The 16,339-nt window shown below is 36.3% G+C and carries 12 protein-coding genes and 1 pseudogene; 2 read left to right on the top strand and 11 right to left on the bottom strand.

All coding sequences use genetic code 11. The features are described from left to right. Nucleotides 1-15 precede the first annotated feature (15 nt). The 3 genes from pyk to BN52_RS08415 all read right to left on the bottom strand — a co-directional run bounded on the left by pyk (nt 16) and on the right by BN52_RS08415 (nt 6,069). Entirely contained in the window at nt 16-1,785 is a 1,770-nt protein-coding gene (gene pyk / locus BN52_RS08425) for a pyruvate kinase (RefSeq protein ID WP_008474100.1), read from the bottom strand. Between the two features lie 28 nt (nt 1,786-1,813). Next, nucleotides 1,814-2,779, bottom strand: coding sequence for a 6-phosphofructokinase (gene pfkA / locus BN52_RS08420; RefSeq protein ID WP_008474099.1), 966 nt, complete (start codon nt 2,777-2,779; stop codon nt 1,814-1,816). Between the two features lie 164 nt (nt 2,780-2,943). After that, the gene (locus BN52_RS08415; RefSeq protein WP_040473521.1) at nt 2,944-6,069 is read right to left on the bottom strand and encodes a DNA polymerase III subunit alpha; all 3,126 of its coding nucleotides are present in this window, start codon (nt 6,067-6,069) and stop codon (nt 2,944-2,946) included. Nucleotides 6,070-6,177: 108 nt separating this feature from the next. Here BN52_RS08415 and BN52_RS08410 point away from each other — a divergent pair, with 108 nt between their 5' ends. Beyond that, nucleotides 6,178-6,384: a YjzD family protein gene (locus BN52_RS08410; protein WP_008474097.1), complete on the top strand. Its 207-nt coding sequence runs from the start codon at nt 6,178-6,180 to the stop codon at nt 6,382-6,384. 60 nt (nt 6,385-6,444) lie between these two features. On the opposite strand, the gene BN52_RS08405 is transcribed toward BN52_RS08410, so the two are convergent. The 8 genes from BN52_RS08405 to uvrC all read right to left on the bottom strand — a co-directional run bounded on the left by BN52_RS08405 (nt 6,445) and on the right by uvrC (nt 15,455). Continuing rightward, entirely contained in the window at nt 6,445-8,001 is a 1,557-nt protein-coding gene (locus BN52_RS08405) for a bifunctional metallophosphatase/5'-nucleotidase (RefSeq protein ID WP_008474095.1), read from the bottom strand. Between the two features lie 57 nt (nt 8,002-8,058). Next, the gene (gene rpmF, locus BN52_RS08400; RefSeq protein WP_008474094.1) at nt 8,059-8,250 is read right to left on the bottom strand and encodes a 50S ribosomal protein L32; all 192 of its coding nucleotides are present in this window, start codon (nt 8,248-8,250) and stop codon (nt 8,059-8,061) included. A 110-nt stretch (nt 8,251-8,360) separates the two neighbouring features. Next, the gene (locus BN52_RS08395) at nt 8,361-8,579 is read right to left on the bottom strand and encodes a lipopolysaccharide assembly protein LapA domain-containing protein (RefSeq protein ID WP_008474093.1); all 219 of its coding nucleotides are present in this window, start codon (nt 8,577-8,579) and stop codon (nt 8,361-8,363) included. A gap of 2 nt (nt 8,580-8,581) precedes the next feature. After that, nucleotides 8,582-9,376 carry an SDR family NAD(P)-dependent oxidoreductase gene (locus tag BN52_RS08390; RefSeq protein WP_008474092.1) on the bottom strand — a complete coding sequence of 265 codons (795 nt, stop codon included), beginning with the start codon at nt 9,374-9,376 and terminating at the stop codon, nt 8,582-8,584. Next, on the bottom strand, nt 9,373-10,311 hold the full coding sequence (rnz, locus tag BN52_RS08385; protein WP_008474091.1) for a ribonuclease Z: 939 nt from the start codon (nt 10,309-10,311) through the stop codon (nt 9,373-9,375). Before rnz ends, BN52_RS08390 begins: the two co-directional genes overlap by 4 nt. Nucleotides 10,312-10,324: 13 nt before the next feature. Further along, a complete protein-coding gene (locus tag BN52_RS08380; protein ID WP_008474090.1) occupies nt 10,325-12,259 on the bottom strand; it encodes an acyltransferase family protein in 1,935 nt (644 codons plus the stop codon). Nucleotides 12,260-12,282: 23 nt separating this feature from the next. Further along, nucleotides 12,283-13,584 (bottom strand): GTPase ObgE, encoded by a 1,302-nt coding sequence (gene obgE / locus BN52_RS08375; RefSeq protein WP_008474089.1) that lies wholly within the window; start codon nt 13,582-13,584, stop codon nt 12,283-12,285. Between the two features lie 68 nt (nt 13,585-13,652). Beyond that, nucleotides 13,653-15,455 (bottom strand): excinuclease ABC subunit UvrC, encoded by a 1,803-nt coding sequence (gene uvrC, locus BN52_RS08370; RefSeq protein WP_008474087.1) that lies wholly within the window; start codon nt 15,453-15,455, stop codon nt 13,653-13,655. Between the two features lie 132 nt (nt 15,456-15,587). On the opposite strand from uvrC, the pseudogene BN52_RS08365 reads away from it, so the two are divergent. Then, a pseudogene (locus BN52_RS08365) lies at nt 15,588-16,198 on the top strand (DedA family protein). Nucleotides 16,199-16,339: the final 141 nt, after the last annotated feature.

Genomic DNA, 16,339 nt, shown 5'->3' with positions numbered 1-16,339 from the left:
TATCTAACTATTTTATTATAAGTTAGTGATTTCGCCTTGGTAAACTGCACCACGACGAGCATCAACAGTAATAGTAGTGTTTTCTGAAATCTTTTCAGTTGCATCAGTAGTACCTACAACAACTGGGATTCCTAATGATAAACCTACAACAGCTGCGTGTGAAGTCAAACCTGAAGCTTCAACAACTAAAGCTGATGCCTTCTTAATAGCTGGCATGTAGTCAGGGTCAGTTACCTTAGAAACTAAGATGTCGCCTTCCTTAACCTTAGCGTTTGCTTCTTCTGCTGAAGTAGCAACAACAGCCTTACCAACTACTGAACCGTTACCTACACCAAGACCCTTAGCTAGCTTGTTACCAATGATTTGTAACTTCATAACGTTAGTAGTACCTGATTCACCAACAGGAACACCAGCAACGATAATTACAAGATCGCCATCCTTAACAAAGCCTTGTGCCTTAGCAACTTCTGCAGCCTTTTCAAACATGTCATCAGTTGAAGCTGGCTTTTCTGACAATAATGGTTGAACACCCCATACAACTGCTAATGAGTGTTGAATCTTTTCATCGAAAGTCAAGGCAATAATGTCAGCATCTGGACGGTACTTAGAAATCATTCTAGCAGTGTAACCAGACTTAGTTGCAGCGATAATGGTCTTAACACCTAATTCTTCAGCAGTTCTAACTACTGATTCACCAATAGCTTCAGTTACGTTTGACCCCTTGTATTCTTCAAATCTTTGAAGAGCTAAAGTGTTACGCTTTTGAATTTCCTTTTCAGTTCTTACATCAATGTCGTGCATTGCTTGTACTGACTTAACTGGGTACAAACCGTTTGCTGATTCACCAGAAAGCATAGTTGCATCAGTACCATCCAAAACAGCATTAGCAACATCAGTTACTTCTGCACGAGTTGGACGTGGGTTTTCTTGCATTGAGTCAAGCATTTGAGTTGCAGTAATAACTGGCTTACCCAAAGCGTTGCACTTTCTAATTAAGCTCTTTTGAACGAATGGTACGTTGATAAATGGAATTTCAACACCCATGTCACCACGAGCAACCATCAAACCATCAGATACTTGAAGAATTGAGTCAATGTTGTCAATACCTTCTTGTGATTCGATCTTAGGGAAGATCTTTACGTAATCTGCACCTGCTTCTTCACATAGAGCACGAATATCTAAAACATCTTGAGCTTTACGAACAAATGAAGCAAAGATGTAGTTAATACCATGTTGCAAACCAAACTTAATATCATCAGTATCTTTTTCAGTAATACCTGGGAGGCGAATTTCAACACCTGGTGCGTTAACACCCTTCTTAGAACCGATTAAACCAGTGTTTTGAGCAACAGTAACTAATTCCTTGTTTTCTTTATCTTTTTCAGTGATTAGCAAGTCAACAGTACCGTCGTCAATTAAAACGTGACCACCTACATGGGTATCATCGTACAAACCTGGGTAAGTAACGTAAATCTTGTCTTTGTTACCAGTTTGAGTAGCATCCATTGAGATACGGAGAGTATCACCAGTGTTAATGGTAAACTTTCCACCTTCTTGATCAGTAGTTCTGATTTCAGCACCCTTAGTATCAAGAGCAATACTTAAAAGCTTACCAGTTTCCTTTTCAACTTCACGAACCATGTTCATTCTTGAAAGGTGTTCTGCATGGTCACCATGTGAAAAGTTGAAACGGAATACGTTTGCACCTGCTTCAACTAACTTAGTAATAGTTTCCTTATCGTTAGAAGCTGGTCCTAAAGTACTAACAATCTTAGTTTTCTTCATTATTAAAAAAATCCTCTCCAAAAATCGACTAATTTAGACTAGTCATTTCTTCATTTACATCAAGTAAGCTAAAGTCGCCTTTATGTTTAGCATCGAACAAATCAAGAATGTCGTGAGTATTTGGCTTACCATTCTCCATTCCTACAGCTAAACCACCTTTACCATCAAGTAACAAGTTTACAGCGAAATTACCCATCTTAGTTGCGTTAACTCTATCCTCAACTGTTGGAGAACCTCCACGTTGCATATGAGCTAATACATTGGCACGAGCATCAAAGTCGCCATACTTCAAGAGTTCTTCTCTGAAGTCTTCAGCACTCATTACACCTTCAGCAACAACCACAATACCATGGTCCTTACCATCAGCAAAGCCACGCTTCAAAGTTTCAGCAATCTTCTTAACATCGTATGACTTTTCAGGTACAACGATCGCATCAGCACCGCTTGCTAAACCAACTCTCATAGCAATGTCTCCGCAGTCACGTCCCATAACGTTGACAATGAAGACACGGTGGTGACTACTTGCAGTATCGCGAATCTTATCGATTGCATCCATCGCAGTGCGACAAGCTGAGTCAAAACCAATAGTATATTCAGTGTAAGGAATATCGTTGTCGATCGTTCCTGGCAAACCAACTGAATTAATACCAAGGCGAGTCAAAGCTAATGCACCGTGATAAGAACCATCGCCACCTATAACAATAACAGCGTCGATCCCGTGCTTCCTTAATTGCTCTGCACCCTTCTTTTGCACTTCTTCCTGTGCAAATTCTGGATAACGAGCTGAATATAAGAAAGTACCTCCAAGACTAATCTTGTGATCGACATCTGCTGTGGTCAATGGAATAAAGTCACCTGATACAAGACCAGCAAAACCATATCTAATTCCAAAAACTTCCAATCCGTGATGGATTGCAGTTTTAGTAACGGCTCTGATGGCTGCATTCATACCAGGGGCATCTCCACCACTAGTCAAAATACCAATCCGTTTCATGAATTCACCTCATCATGATTATTTGTGTAATTTCTCACATCACATAAATATTAACATTTTTTAGAGAAAAAATCTCTATAAATTTTAGATTATTTTCTCTTTTAAGCCTTTTATATCAGTGTTATCGCTTACATCTACTACCTATCAAGTCTAAGTATTTCAAACTACTGTTTAAAGCGAACAAGACGTAGATTAGTCAATAAGTATTGACGTTTGTTAAAATCATAACGATCATTTTGTACTCTTAAGCCTAATAGGTATATTTCGCCCTCTCTAAGCTGATTCTTGATTTTTTCATAGATTCCTGGAAAAATCGTCACTTCCTGTTGTCCAGTTGAATCTGCAAAAATTGCAAAAGCCATCGTTGTCCCTTTTTTAGTTCTAATCAACTTGATTTTCATCAATTTTCCTACTGCTACAGCATAATCTGTGTTGGCTATGCTATTAAGCGCCTGGGCATTATATTTACGAGCATATTTTTGAATTGCAACCAAAGGCGTATCAGTTACGGCAAAGCCTAAAACCTCTTCTTCCATCTCTGCTTTTTTCGTGTTTGAGGGGGCGGACACTTCTTTTATTGGAGCGGTTCCTAAAGCTTCAGACAAAGACAAATTGTTACCCGTTAATTGAATATTTTCAATCATATCTTGACAGTTAACCAACAATTTTGCTCGATTATTATCAAAACCATCAAAACAACCAGCTTTAATCAAAGCTTTGATTGGCTCAACTTGTAAATATTTATTTGGAATCTTCCGTAAAAAATCATCAAACGACTTATACTCACTGTTTGAAGTTACGATTGCTTTTACAAAATCAATTCTTACGCCCTTAATCGCTTTCAAACCAATCATAATTGCGTTATCTCTGATTGAAAAATCGATTTTACTTAAATTGATATCAGGATTTTTTATTCTCACCCCGCTATTGCGTAATTGCATAATATAGTTTTGCGCTTTTAACTTGTTGGCCCCTGTAGAGTTCAACAAAGCAGTATAAAAAGCTGCTGGATAATGAACTTTTAAATATGCTAACCAAAACGCTACTTTAGTATAAGCAACTGCATGGGATCGATTAAAACCATAATTAGCAAACTGTTCAATATAATCGTAAACCCTTTCTGCAACTGATCGGTCGTGACCGTTCGCTACAGTCCCAGCAATAAACTTTGCTCGTTCTTGATCAATCACCTGTTGATTTTTCTTTGACATTGCCCGTCTAAGAATATCAGCTTCTCCAAGATCAAAGCCTGCTAATATTTGAGCAGTTTTCATTACTTGTTCTTGATAAACCAAGATTCCATATGTCGGACGAAGGATTTCAGTGAGACTAGGATCTGGATATGATACCGGTTCTTGACCTTTTTTTCGTGCAATAAAAGTATCGATATTTTTGATCGGGCCTGGACGATACAGAGCATTAACCGCCACTAAATCCTCAAAATTATCTGGGTGCAGATTTTGTAAGACTCTTCTTATTCCTTCAGATTCAAACTGAAATACAGCATCAGTATCTCCTGCCCGAAATAGCCGAATTGTTGCTTCATCATTTAATGGTATTTGCTCAGGATCAACACTTTGTCCTTGTTGCTTAATTAAAGCCAAGGTATCTCCCAAAATTGTTAAATTTCGTAAACCTAAAAAATCGATCTTTAACAATCCCAACTTTTCAACATACTTTTTTGTCTGTTGAGTTACTGGCACACGATCTTGACCGGCTTGTAGACCAGAAATAGCTGAAATTTTGCGATCACTAATAACCAATCCTGCAGCATGAATTGAATAGTGTCGAGGCAATCCTTCAATTGCTTGTGCCGTTTCAAACAATAATTTATTTTCGGCACTTGCACCTACCAATACCTTGAGATCACGTGATTCTTCATAAGCTTGAGCCAAAGTAATTTGCGTCTTAGAAAAGGGAATTGCCTTACTCCATTTAGCCATTTGGGGCATGCTCATTCCAAACACTCTACCTGTATCACGCAATGCCTGCTTAGCTGCTAAAGTTCCAAAAGTAAGTATTTGAGCGGCATGATTCATCCCATATTTGTCATACATATAATTGATTACTAAATCCCGCTTATTATCAGGAATGTCCAAATCAATATCTGGCATTTCATGACGAGCAGGATTTAAAAATCGTTCAAATAACAGATTATACTGTAAAGGATCTATCCTTGTAATGTTTAAAGCATATGAAACTAATGATCCGCAAGCTGATCCTCTACCTGGTCCAGTAGTAATTTCTGCTTGATGACAAAAGTTTATTACGTCCCAAACTATCAAGAAATAATCATTAAAACCCATCTCGTCAATTACTGATAGTTCATAATTAAGACGATCAATGTATGTCTTAGGAATATTTCGATTACGAAAAATTCGTTTCAACCCTGCTTGTGCTAAATAAGCAAGATAATCTTTAGAATTTGGAAACTTATCCTGTTTAAATTTAGGTAATATTGGATCACTAAAAGTTATTTCCGCATTGCATTCTTCAGCAATTTTCCATGTATTACGTAAAGCATCCGTTAGATCAAACTCTTCATAACGCTTTATCATTTCGGTCGCAGTAGTTAAAAAATGAGACCCATCTTGAGTAGACAGGGCTAGCAAATCCTGTATGTTTTCACCATTTTTTATTGCAACAAGCGTTTTCTTTAAAAATTGATCCTTAGGATTGAGATATTGCGTATCCTCAACTGCTACTAGTTCTAATGAAAATTGCTTAGCTAAGGTTTTAACATAAGAAATATAATTTCTTTGTTCTTTTCGTGCATAAACCCCTAAATACAATGAACTATTATCTCCAACACATTCTAGCAATTTTCTTATATAGTCACTACCCAAAGCCTCATTGCTTTGATGCAATTTAATAAGTTCACTCCTATTATTAGCAGGAACAATGATTACTATGTTTGTAAGATATTTCTTTAAGGCTTCCAAAGTTATAATTTTTTGATTCTGACCATTTTCAGTAAGAATATTAATTGCCGTCGAAAGTCTTAAGATGTTCTCTAGGCCCTTATTATTTTTGGCAAGAATAATTAGATCATATTTTTCAGCCGTTTGGTTAATTCCATTAAGCCTTGCTTGCATCCCTAATATTGGCTTTATTTTTCCAGATTTCTTCGCTAACTCATAAAAATCAACCAGCCCATAAGTAACATTAACATCAGCAAGTGCAACTGCCCCATAGCCTCTTTTTTCAGCTGTTGCAATTAATTGCTTAATTCTTGTAGGACTTTCCAATAAAGTAAAAGAGCTAATATTTTGAATAGCTGCAACTTTCATCACCAATACCGCCTTTCTTTTAAAACAAGTATAGCAAACTATCTTAAATGATGTTTGAAATGAAAATTGAATTTTGATAAAATACATCTATTGAAAGAAGGTAGAATTATGGGGCGCTATCTCGTAACAATTTTTTGGAGTGTAATTTACATGATGGTTGTAGGCTTTATCGCAGGACCATTAACACAGAACAGTTTTAATCCAATGCAAAGTCTAATTGTTGGTGTAGTTTTTGGTATTTTATTTGCTGCCATTATGCCAACAATTACTGCTCATTCTCGAAAAGATCAAACCAAGTTTTCGAAATTAAAGTAAAGAAACAAAAAGCGTTAATTCAGTTTTCGTTCTGAATTAACGCTTTTTTGTTACATCTAATTAATAGAAGCGGTAGTTTTTAGTTTGATCAACTTTTACTTCACCGCTTGTCAAATATTCCGTAAACATTTGTACATAATCTTTATCTAAAGTGAACTCAATCTTATCCATTGAATATTCTGGATAGAATCCACCTCCCATTGCACGATAATTATTTACGGCTAAATGATAAGTCTTACTATCGTCGATTTCTTCACCATTTAAAGTTAATTCAGTAATTCGCTCACCTACAGGTTTAGAAATATCCGCTTCATACTTAACAGGATAGAAAACATCGAAATGATACAACTGTGGTTTTGGCTTAATCCAACGATCCAAAAATGTTATCTTACCAGTCTCATCCTCTTTAAGGAAGCTGACACTGTGTTCAATAATTTCTTTCAATTCTTTTCCTGTTAATTTTACTCTACACAATTGATTAGCATAGGGATAATTTAAAATTACATCTCTTAAAGTTACTTTTTTATCAAAACCCTTGGCTTTCTCGCTCATGACTGCAGTTGCAGAAACATCTGCATTGGTAAACCATAGTTGCATTTGTTGCAATAGGTTAATAAATGGTGCTCCTTCTAGTCTACCCTTCATGGCATTTTCAATTGGAGCTGGTTCATCCAGTGTAGCAATTGGTTGATAAAGCCAAGTTTGAGTTCTTTTATCAAGATCGCTAACCAAATCTACGATTTCTGGATCTGGTTCATAATCCTTGGTATCAATCAGACTTGTACTCATTGAGACAATCTTTTTGGTTTGATCATCTAATTCTACTTCAACCTTGGCAACTGCTTCACCACGATATCCAGGTTGAACAATAGCAGTATTATTAACAACATCATTCAATCGACGATGTTGATGACCAGTTAAGAAAACATCAACCTCGGGAATCTCTGTAAGTATCTTATAACCTTCGTTTTCTCCTCGATGAGGTTCAGTTGCTTCTCCAGTTTGAGGATCGCTTTCAAATCCGCCATGATAAATTACAGCTAAAATATCGACTTGAGGTCGTAAAATCTTAGCGTACTTTTTAATTTGGTCATATGCCGACTTAAAAGCCAAGCCTTTGATATGATCCTCAGATTCCCAATGAGGGATGTATTGTGTAGTAATTCCTAAAAAGCCAATTTTTACGCCTGACTTTTCAATAATTTGGAATTCTTTACCGAAAGCTGGTACATCAGTTTCAGCATCAAAAATGTTGTCATTAATAATCGATGCTTTATTATTATCTACGTAATATGCCAAATAATCTTGACCGAAATTAAAATCATGATTGCCAAGGCATCTAGCATCATAATTGATCTTATTGTATGCCTGAGTAAAAGTATCTAGATCAGTCATATCCCCAGTAGAATGAGCATATGATGCAAGTGGAGATCCTTGAAGGCAGTCTCCAGCATCTGTTACAACCACTTTATCTGCGCCATACTTTTTTCTTTCTGACTTAACTACAGAACTTACTCGACTTAAGCCAATAGGAGCAGTATAATCCCCACTAACTTGATAATCAGTAGGCATCAAAAAGCCATGCGTATCACTTGAATGTAAAAATACTAATTTCATCTATATATTCTTCTCCATTTTAGGTATAAAAAAAGACACCAACTCTGGTGCCTCTTATTAGTTATTGTCACTTGAGTTGCTTTCAGTAACAACTTGACGACCTTTGTAATAACCCTTAGGTGAAACGCGGTGACTTAAACGATATTCACCAGTAGTTGCATCATAATGCATTGCTGGAACAGTCAATTTAATGTGGCCACGACGTGAACGTTTCTTTTGCTTAGAAGTATGTCTTGCAGGAACTGCCATTTACTTTGATCTCCTTTATTGTAGTCTTTAAGGATCAAACCACTAGTAGACGTAACTTGATCACTTACATTGTTTATATCATACTATTTTGCCGATAATAAATCAAGATATTAATTTTTGTTAGTTTTACTATCTCGACCAAAAAACCAGCCAATAATTACCCCAATAATTATCATTACTACTAATACGATAATTAAAGGTAGTTTCAACTTAAACAAACCAAAATTAATTGCAACAGTATCAGTGTTTAATACTACAAAAATTACAGCTAATAAAATCAACCCTAAACTTCCAATTAATTTAGCTTGTCGTTTCTTTTCTTCATCCATTTTTACTTCCTAGATGCCAATTCTAGCGATAGCTTATCACCAATCATTGGGAACAAAGCATATAATTTAGCAGCTAAAGCCAAACTCAACGGAAGGTTTAATTCTCGCTTACTGCTACCAAAATAATGTACTACTTGCCATGCAACATCATCTGGATCGAGCATAAATTCTTGTACATTTTTTACGTAGTTACCCGATTCATCTGCAATGTTAAAAAAATTAGTATATACAGGTCCTGGATTAACAGTCATAACATCAACATTGAATGGCTTTAATTCCAACCGTAAAACATTTGAGAATTGAATTACAGCTGCCTTGGAAGCACTATAGGCCGCAGATTTCGTTGTCGGAACTTTTCCTGCAATTGAGCCAAAATTAATTATTTGACCTAATCTCTGCTCCATCATTAAACGACCAACTAGTCTAGTAAAGTACATTAATCCCAAAACATTTACTTGAAACATTCTAGTTGAGTTCTGCATATCACTCTCTAAAAATGTTTCAAATTTTCCAAAACCAGCACAATTGACTAAGTAGTCGACATGATCAACAGCACCCACTAATTGATTAAAGCTGGCTTCAATATCATCAGCCTTGCCCATATCAGTTGGCAATACGATTGCTTGTGCTCCTGAAAGTTCCCGCGCTTCAGCTGCAATTTCAGCTAGTTTCCCTTGATTTCTTGCTAGCAAAACTACAGTGGCACCACGACCGGCACTTTCCATCACAATCGACTTACCGATGCCACTTGAAGCACCAGTAACTACAACAACTTTGTTTCTCAATGAATCACTCATTTTTCTGATCCTTTCATTGGAATTACAAAATAATCCAGATCATTAGCTAACTTGGTATTTTCGAATACTTTTTGAGCTTGTTTTTCTAATTTCTTTGCCTTACTGCCTAAATATCTTGCAGAGATATGATCTAAACATAAAAGCTTGACATTATTTTCCTTTGCAACCTTTGCAGCTTGTACAGAGGTTGAGTGGTAATATGCTTTGGCTAATTTCGCTTCATTGCCTCCAAAAGTAGACTCATGAATCAAAACATCAGCATCTTTAGCCAGTTCAGCTATTGCAGGTGTAGAACGAGTATCATATATGACGGAAACTATTCTACCAGGTCTTTCAGGGCCTAAGAAATTCTTCCCGTCAATTACTGTTCCATCATCGAGCGTAATCTTTTCGCCCGCCTTTAATTTACCATAAATTGGCCCGTTTGGTATATGATATTTTGCCAATTCATCAACTAATAATTCTCCTGGATGTGAAGCTTCTTCTACTCTAAAGCCATAGCTGGCAACTCGGTGATCTAATTTTTTAGTATAAACTTTGAAGCCACGATCATTACAAATCAGCCCATCTTGATCAAGTTCGACAAAGTTAATCGGATATGACACTTTTGTTTTAGAAACTCGTAAGGCAGTACGAACAAACTGCTCTAATCCAGCTGGACCATAAATAGTTAATGGACCAACATCCCCCTGGAAAGAACGTGTTGCTAATAAACCAGGTAGGCCAAAAATATGATCCCCATGGTTATGAGAAATAAAAATTCTTGTTACTTTTCGCAGTCTAATATTAGTTTTTAAAACTTGATGTTGCGTAGCTTCGCCTACATCAAATAACCAAATCTCATTTAATTCATCTAATAGCTTTAAAGCCAGACTAGCAACATTTCTCTGCTTTGAAGGTTGTCCAGCCCCTGTTCCTAAAAATTGTATTTCCATTTATTACCTAATTCTAAAACTTCATATTTTTAATAATCGTTTTTACAATGAAAGCACTGTAATACTTTGAACCATTAATATTAGGGTGAGTCCCATCCTGGTAGAACCATGACTTATGTGCTTTAGAATAGCCATACCAGTCAATAATTGTAAGATTATGGTATTTTTGAGCAGCTTGATTTAAAAGACGGTTTACTGGTCCTTGCCAAGGTCTTGAAGGTACATGTGTATTAATCCAGAAAACATGACGATCTTTCCCCACCAATCTCATAACTTGATCAAGATCAGACATTGGGAATGGTCCATTAGTTCCTAAACCTATTAAAACATTGTCTCCTAATGCTCCCTGAGAAGCATAACTTGAAATCAATGGAAAAGCAGCACTGACTTGACGTGAAACTGCAGCATCAATAATTGCTTTAGGCATCAACAGCTTAAGATCATTACTCGATCCAGCCATAACAGAATCCCCAATAGCCGTGAGGGAAAGACTCTGTGCTAATTGTAAATCCACTTGTGAGATACCATATTTTTCAAAACTCTTATTTACCGGATGTTTTTTAGCATCTTCTTTAGCTTTTTTAACTATTGCTGATTCAGCGACCTGTGGCTTGGTTTTCTTCTTAGCATGCTCTTTCTTGTATTCATCAATTAACTTTTTATTGTCTTTTTCTTGTGCGGCCTTATTCTTTTTTATTCGCTGTGCTAGTTGCGATTGATTGAAATTTTCACCTTTTACTTGTGGTGAAACAATTATGGCCACTGTTCCCAAAACAAACACAATAATGCCTAAGATAAATGGAACTTTAGCTGCCAGTTTCTTTGAAGGATTAAAAATAACCTGATTAAAGTATAGCTTGATCTTATCTCGATTGATTTTGGCAAAAGGTTTCTCAATAACACGATATGAGATTTCGCTCAAAACCAATATAATAACAATCTCAATGATTCTATAAAGAATGACATGATCAGCAATATCTTGAAATTTATCTTCAAAAAAGATCATTACTGGAAATTGATACAAATAAATGCCATAGCTTCGCGATCCAATCCAATCGAATAATTTATTTGTCAATATTTGATTCCAATGACTAGCAGGATGAGCGATCACACCTACAAAAATCGTAGTGAATAAGGTAAAAAGAAACATTCCACCTTGATACGGAAAGGCAGTTTCTGCATTCATAGTTTTACTGAAAGTTAGCCAAATCATCCCTAAGAATGCTATTAAACCTGTCGTGTCTAAGATTACGGTAGTGCTTGTTTCGACTTTTTCTCTTAAATCTTCAATTGGCCAAACAATTGCTAGAGCTGCACCTAATCCTAAAGCAAAGAACCTGGTATCAGAACCATAGTATAGACGATTAATATCGGCCCCTAAATGATACAAGATGGCCATTTCTATTGCCGAAGCCAAAGAAAAACCAATTAAAGTCCAAAAGATACGTTTTCTCGCCTTAACAAACTTAAAGAGCAAAAAAGCAATTAGTGGCCAAAGAATATAAAACTGAGCTTCAATCGACATTGTCCATAAGTGGGTAAACGGTGATTCATTGGCAGCAAAACGTTCGAAGTAACTTTGACCATTAAAGATTTGCCAAAAATTGTAGTAATTAAAGATATTTGCAAAAACAATTTGATTTAACTTGGCCAATAAATTTCGCTGAAATAATAATATCCAAGTTGAGGATAACCACAATACTGACAAAAGTTGCGGATAAAGTCGCTTTAGTCGCCCTAAATAAAACTTCTTATTGTCATAATACCCAGTAGTTAAATAAGATCTAAATATATGATCTGTCACTAAATAGCCGGCTAAAACAAAGAAAATAGGCACACCAAGATAGCCACCTATGAAACGATTTGGATCCAGGTGATATAAGATAACGCCAATTACGGCTAATGCTCTCAAGCCAGAATAGCCTGAGATAAAACGATTCTTTTTCATATCTAAAGCCCCTAAATAATTAATTATTGTACAAATTCAAAAGTGAAATCTCCAATGTAAACATCGTCTCCATCTTCAGCACCGTTTGCACGCAATGCCTCGTCAACACCAAGATTCTTCAACTTACGTGCTAACAACATGACTCCGTCTTGGTGATCAAGATTAATTCTTTGAACCAATCTTTCCAATGCTTCTCCATGAATTTCAAACTCATGCTCACCAATTTGTTCAACTGTAAAGTCACTTGCTTTTTCATTTTGATTGAAGCGATATTCCTTAACAGCTTCTGTAGCAACTACTTCTGGTTGCTCTGCTTCAACTTCTTCTAATAACGATGCAGTCGCTTGCATCAAATCGTCGACACCTTTATGAGTTATACTTGATATAGCAAAAATTGGAAGATCAATGTTTTGTTTTGCTAATTCTTCCTTAAATTCTGCTAATTTATCTTCAGCTCCAGGGATATCCATTTGAGTAGCTATGATAATTTCACGTTTACCGGATAAGTCAGTAGTGTAGCTGGCTAACTCATGTTTAATCGTGTGATAGTCATCAATGGCTTCACGACCATTATCAGGATCCATCGATACTAGATGAAGAATGACCTTAGTACGCTCAATATGACGCAAGAATTGGATTCCTAAACCAACACCTTGACTAGCTCCTTCAATTAATCCAGGCAAATCCGCCATTGAAAAATCACGGCCATCAGGTAAAATAACCATCCCTAAGTTTGGCGTCAAAGTAGTGAATGAATAAGCTGCAATTTTAGGCTTTGCCTTAGTTACTACTGAAAGTAATGTCGATTTCCCAACTGATGGGAATCCTACTAAACCTACATCAGCTAATAGTTTTAGTTCCAACCGCAAAACCCGATCTTCCCCGGGTTCGCCATTTTCAGCTATTTCAGGTGCTGTGTTAACGCTATTGGCAAAGTGAATATTACCTCTTCCGCCTCTACCGCCATGGGCAACAACTAATTCTTGTCCTGATTTTACTAGATCTCCAATTAATTCATTAGTATTAAAATCATAGACCGTTGTCCCTACTGGAACTTTTAAATATAAATCTTTGGCTGCTCGACCATATTGCGATTTTATGCGACCATTTTCACCATTTTCGGCTTTGAACTTTCTCCGATATCTAAAATCCATTAGTGTTCTAAGACCGCCGTCAGCAACAAAAATAATGCTTCCACCACGGCCACCATCGCCACCTGCAGGTCCACCATTAGGCACATATTTTTCATGGCGAAAGGCTACCATTCCGTCGCCACCTTTGCCCGCTTGAACTTCGATTTTTGTTTGATCTACAAATGTAGGCATGCTCTTTAACCCCCGTATCTATAACTAGTTAATGATACCATATATCATTGATCATTCCTAAGTTTTCTTTATAAACTTAATTTAATTGCTTGCGCTTGAGTAAGCGATAATCCAGCCGCTCGCAAATCATCAATTGACGCTTCACGGATCTTTTTCAACGAACCAAATTCACGTAATAATTTATTTCTTGTTTTAGGTCCAATTCCCTTAATTGAATCCAACTTGCTCGAAAGAGCATTTTTAGCATGAGTTCTTCTATGAAAAGTAATCGCAAACCGGTGAACTTCATCCTGAATTCTAGTCATCAAATAAAAGCCTTGAGATTTTGGATCCATTGGAATTAATCTTAACGGAATTCCATTTATAGGATCACCGAAAAGCAAATGATTTGTTCGGTGTTTGTCATCTTTGACCATTCCAGCCACAGGAATATTTAAATCTAATTCGTTGCGCAACACATCAAGACACGCTTCAATTTGAATTTGACCACCATCCATTAAAATCAGATCTGGCATCGGCTTATGTTCTCGTAATAAGCGACTATATCTGCGCCTTACGACTTCTCTCGTATTCTTGACTTCGTCGCCACCCTTTTGATGCTCGACTTCTCCCTTTAGTTTATATTTACGATAAGCCGTTTTATCAGGCTCACCGTCCTTAAATACAACCAAAGCAGAGACTGGATCAGCACCTTGAATATGTGAGTGGTCAAAGCTTTCGATCACATGCCCATACGGCATCCCTAATGCATCAAATATTTCCTTTTGTGCACCTTTAGTTTTTCGATTACCCAATTCCAAAAGTCTAAATTTGTCATCAAGTTTCAATTGTGCATTTTCTTTGGCCATCTCCAAGAGCGCCTTTTTTTGCCCACGGACAGGCGTTCTCACCTTTACATTCAATAGTTCTGCTAGACTATCATTGTCCAAACCCTTTGGGACCAAGATTTCTTTAGGCAATACTCGATTTCGTTGCCCATAGAATTGCACAATAAATGAAGAAAATTCACTTTCAGGATCATTTGTATCAGTCAGTGGAAACATTCTAGTCTCTCTTCTTAATAACTTAGCTTGTCTCAAGAAGAAAATCTGAATAGATATCCAAGACTTATCAACATAAAAATTAAAAATATCACGTTGCGTTGAATCATTCGAAATAATTTTCTGTTTCTCAACGGTTTCTTCAATATAATGCAACTGGTCACGGTACTCTGCAGCACGCTCGAATTCTAAATCTTGAGATGCTGCTTCCATTTTTTTAGTCAAATCTTTTTTTACAGCTGCAATATCGCCATTTAAAAAGCGCTTGATTTTTTTAATCTGCTTGTCATAAGTAGTTTCTGGAACTTCCTTAAAGCATGCGCCTAAACACTGACCCATATGATAGTAAAGACAAGGTCTTCCCTGATAACCATTACAACGACGCAATGGATAAACTTTTTGAATAAATTTTAAAGTTGCTTGTGCAGCATAAACATTAGGATATGGTCCGAAATAGTAGCCTTTATCCTTTCTTACAATGCTCGTTAATTTTGTTTGTGGATTTCGTTCATTAGTAATCTCAATATATGGATATCCTGTCCCTTGTTTCAATTGGACATTGTAATAAGGCATATACTTTTTTATCAATGTTATTTCCAGTAGAAATGCCTCTTTGTCCGTTGAAACCGTAATAATATCGTAATCACTAATTTCTTTAACTAACTCCGCACGTCTACCGACTTGCGTACTTTTAAAGTATGAACGAACGCGATTTTTTAAATTCTTTGATTTTCCTACATAAATAACTGTTCCATTGACATTTTTCATCAAATAACAGCCAGGCTTTTCTGGTAAAAGTTTTAGTTTGTTTTCAATCAATTCGTTTGCCAAATTATCACCTCAAAATACAGCACTTAAATTTTACCACAACCACAAGCCGTATATGATTATTAGGTTACTATAGCGATTGTAATTGAAATTTGTTATCATTATAACAATATTAATTTATCAAAGGGGGTGTCCATAATAAACTGGATTTTTCATCTAATTAATCACTTCGGGTATCTTGCAGTTATTTTATTGCTTACTCTTGAATGTGTCTTTCCACCTATTCCCTCAGAAGTCGTTTTAGCATTCAGTGGATTTCTAAGTCACAGTAGTTCCTTAAAAGTTCCCTTGTTAATCGTTGCTTCTACAATTGGCTCTTTAATTGGGGCTTTAATCTTATTCTACATAGGAAGAATCCTTTCGCAAGAACGGTTAATGTCGCTACTACAACATAATTTGTTTAAAAAATTGGGTTTTAAACCGAATGACGTAATAAAAGCAATAAATTGGTTCAATCGTTATGGCACAAAAAGTGTTTTTTCGGTAGATTTATTCCAATAGTTAGAAGTTTGATCTCTATTCCGGCAGGAATTGCAAGAATTGACCTCTTTAGTTTCATCATTTATACAACATTAGGTAGCTTGATCTGGAATTCGGTTATTATCACGCTTGGTTACTTCATGGGAAGCAATTGGCAACTAATCGTTTTGGTTTTTGAAGACTATTCTTTAATAGTTTTGGCAATTGCTCTTCTATTTATGATGTACGGACTAGTTTGGTGGTATAAGAAAAGAATAAAAAGGTGACTCATATGAAAATTTTTCGCAAACCACAATTATCTGCTTATTTGAAACTCGATCATAAAATGACTCGATCGTTGTCTAGCATGGATCTGTTAGCTATGGGAGTAGGAGCAGTTATCGGAACGGGAATCTTTATCTTACCTG

Origin of the sequence: Lactobacillus gigeriorum DSM 23908 = CRBIP 24.85, from assembly GCF_000296855.1 — a bacterium.
Lineage (GTDB): Bacteria > Bacillota > Bacilli > Lactobacillales > Lactobacillaceae > Lactobacillus > Lactobacillus gigeriorum.
The sequence above is the reverse complement of the archived record's forward strand: the minus strand, read 5'-3'. Positions and strand labels throughout refer to the sequence as shown.

Excerpts from the sequence above, each read along its gene's own strand:
- pyk (WP_008474100.1), bottom strand. The coding sequence starts at position 1,785 with ATGAAGAAAACTAAGATTGTTAGTACTTTAGGACCAGCTTCTAACGAT.
- pfkA (WP_008474099.1), bottom strand. The coding sequence starts at position 2,779 with ATGAAACGGATTGGTATTTTGACTAGTGGTGGAGATGCCCCTGGTATG.
- BN52_RS08415 (WP_040473521.1), bottom strand. The coding sequence starts at position 6,069 with ATGAAAGTTGCAGCTATTCAAAATATTAGCTCTTTTACTTTATTGGAA.
- BN52_RS08410 (WP_008474097.1), top strand. The coding sequence starts at position 6,178 with ATGGGGCGCTATCTCGTAACAATTTTTTGGAGTGTAATTTACATGATG.
- BN52_RS08405 (WP_008474095.1), bottom strand. The coding sequence starts at position 8,001 with ATGAAATTAGTATTTTTACATTCAAGTGATACGCATGGCTTTTTGATG.
- rpmF (WP_008474094.1), bottom strand. The coding sequence starts at position 8,250 with ATGGCAGTTCCTGCAAGACATACTTCTAAGCAAAAGAAACGTTCACGT.
- BN52_RS08395 (WP_008474093.1), bottom strand. The coding sequence starts at position 8,579 with ATGGATGAAGAAAAGAAACGACAAGCTAAATTAATTGGAAGTTTAGGG.
- BN52_RS08390 (WP_008474092.1), bottom strand. The coding sequence starts at position 9,376 with ATGAGTGATTCATTGAGAAACAAAGTTGTTGTAGTTACTGGTGCTTCA.
- rnz (WP_008474091.1), bottom strand. The coding sequence starts at position 10,311 with ATGGAAATACAATTTTTAGGAACAGGGGCTGGACAACCTTCAAAGCAG.
- BN52_RS08380 (WP_008474090.1), bottom strand. The coding sequence starts at position 12,259 with ATGAAAAAGAATCGTTTTATCTCAGGCTATTCTGGCTTGAGAGCATTA.
- obgE (WP_008474089.1), bottom strand. The coding sequence starts at position 13,584 with ATGCCTACATTTGTAGATCAAACAAAAATCGAAGTTCAAGCGGGCAAA.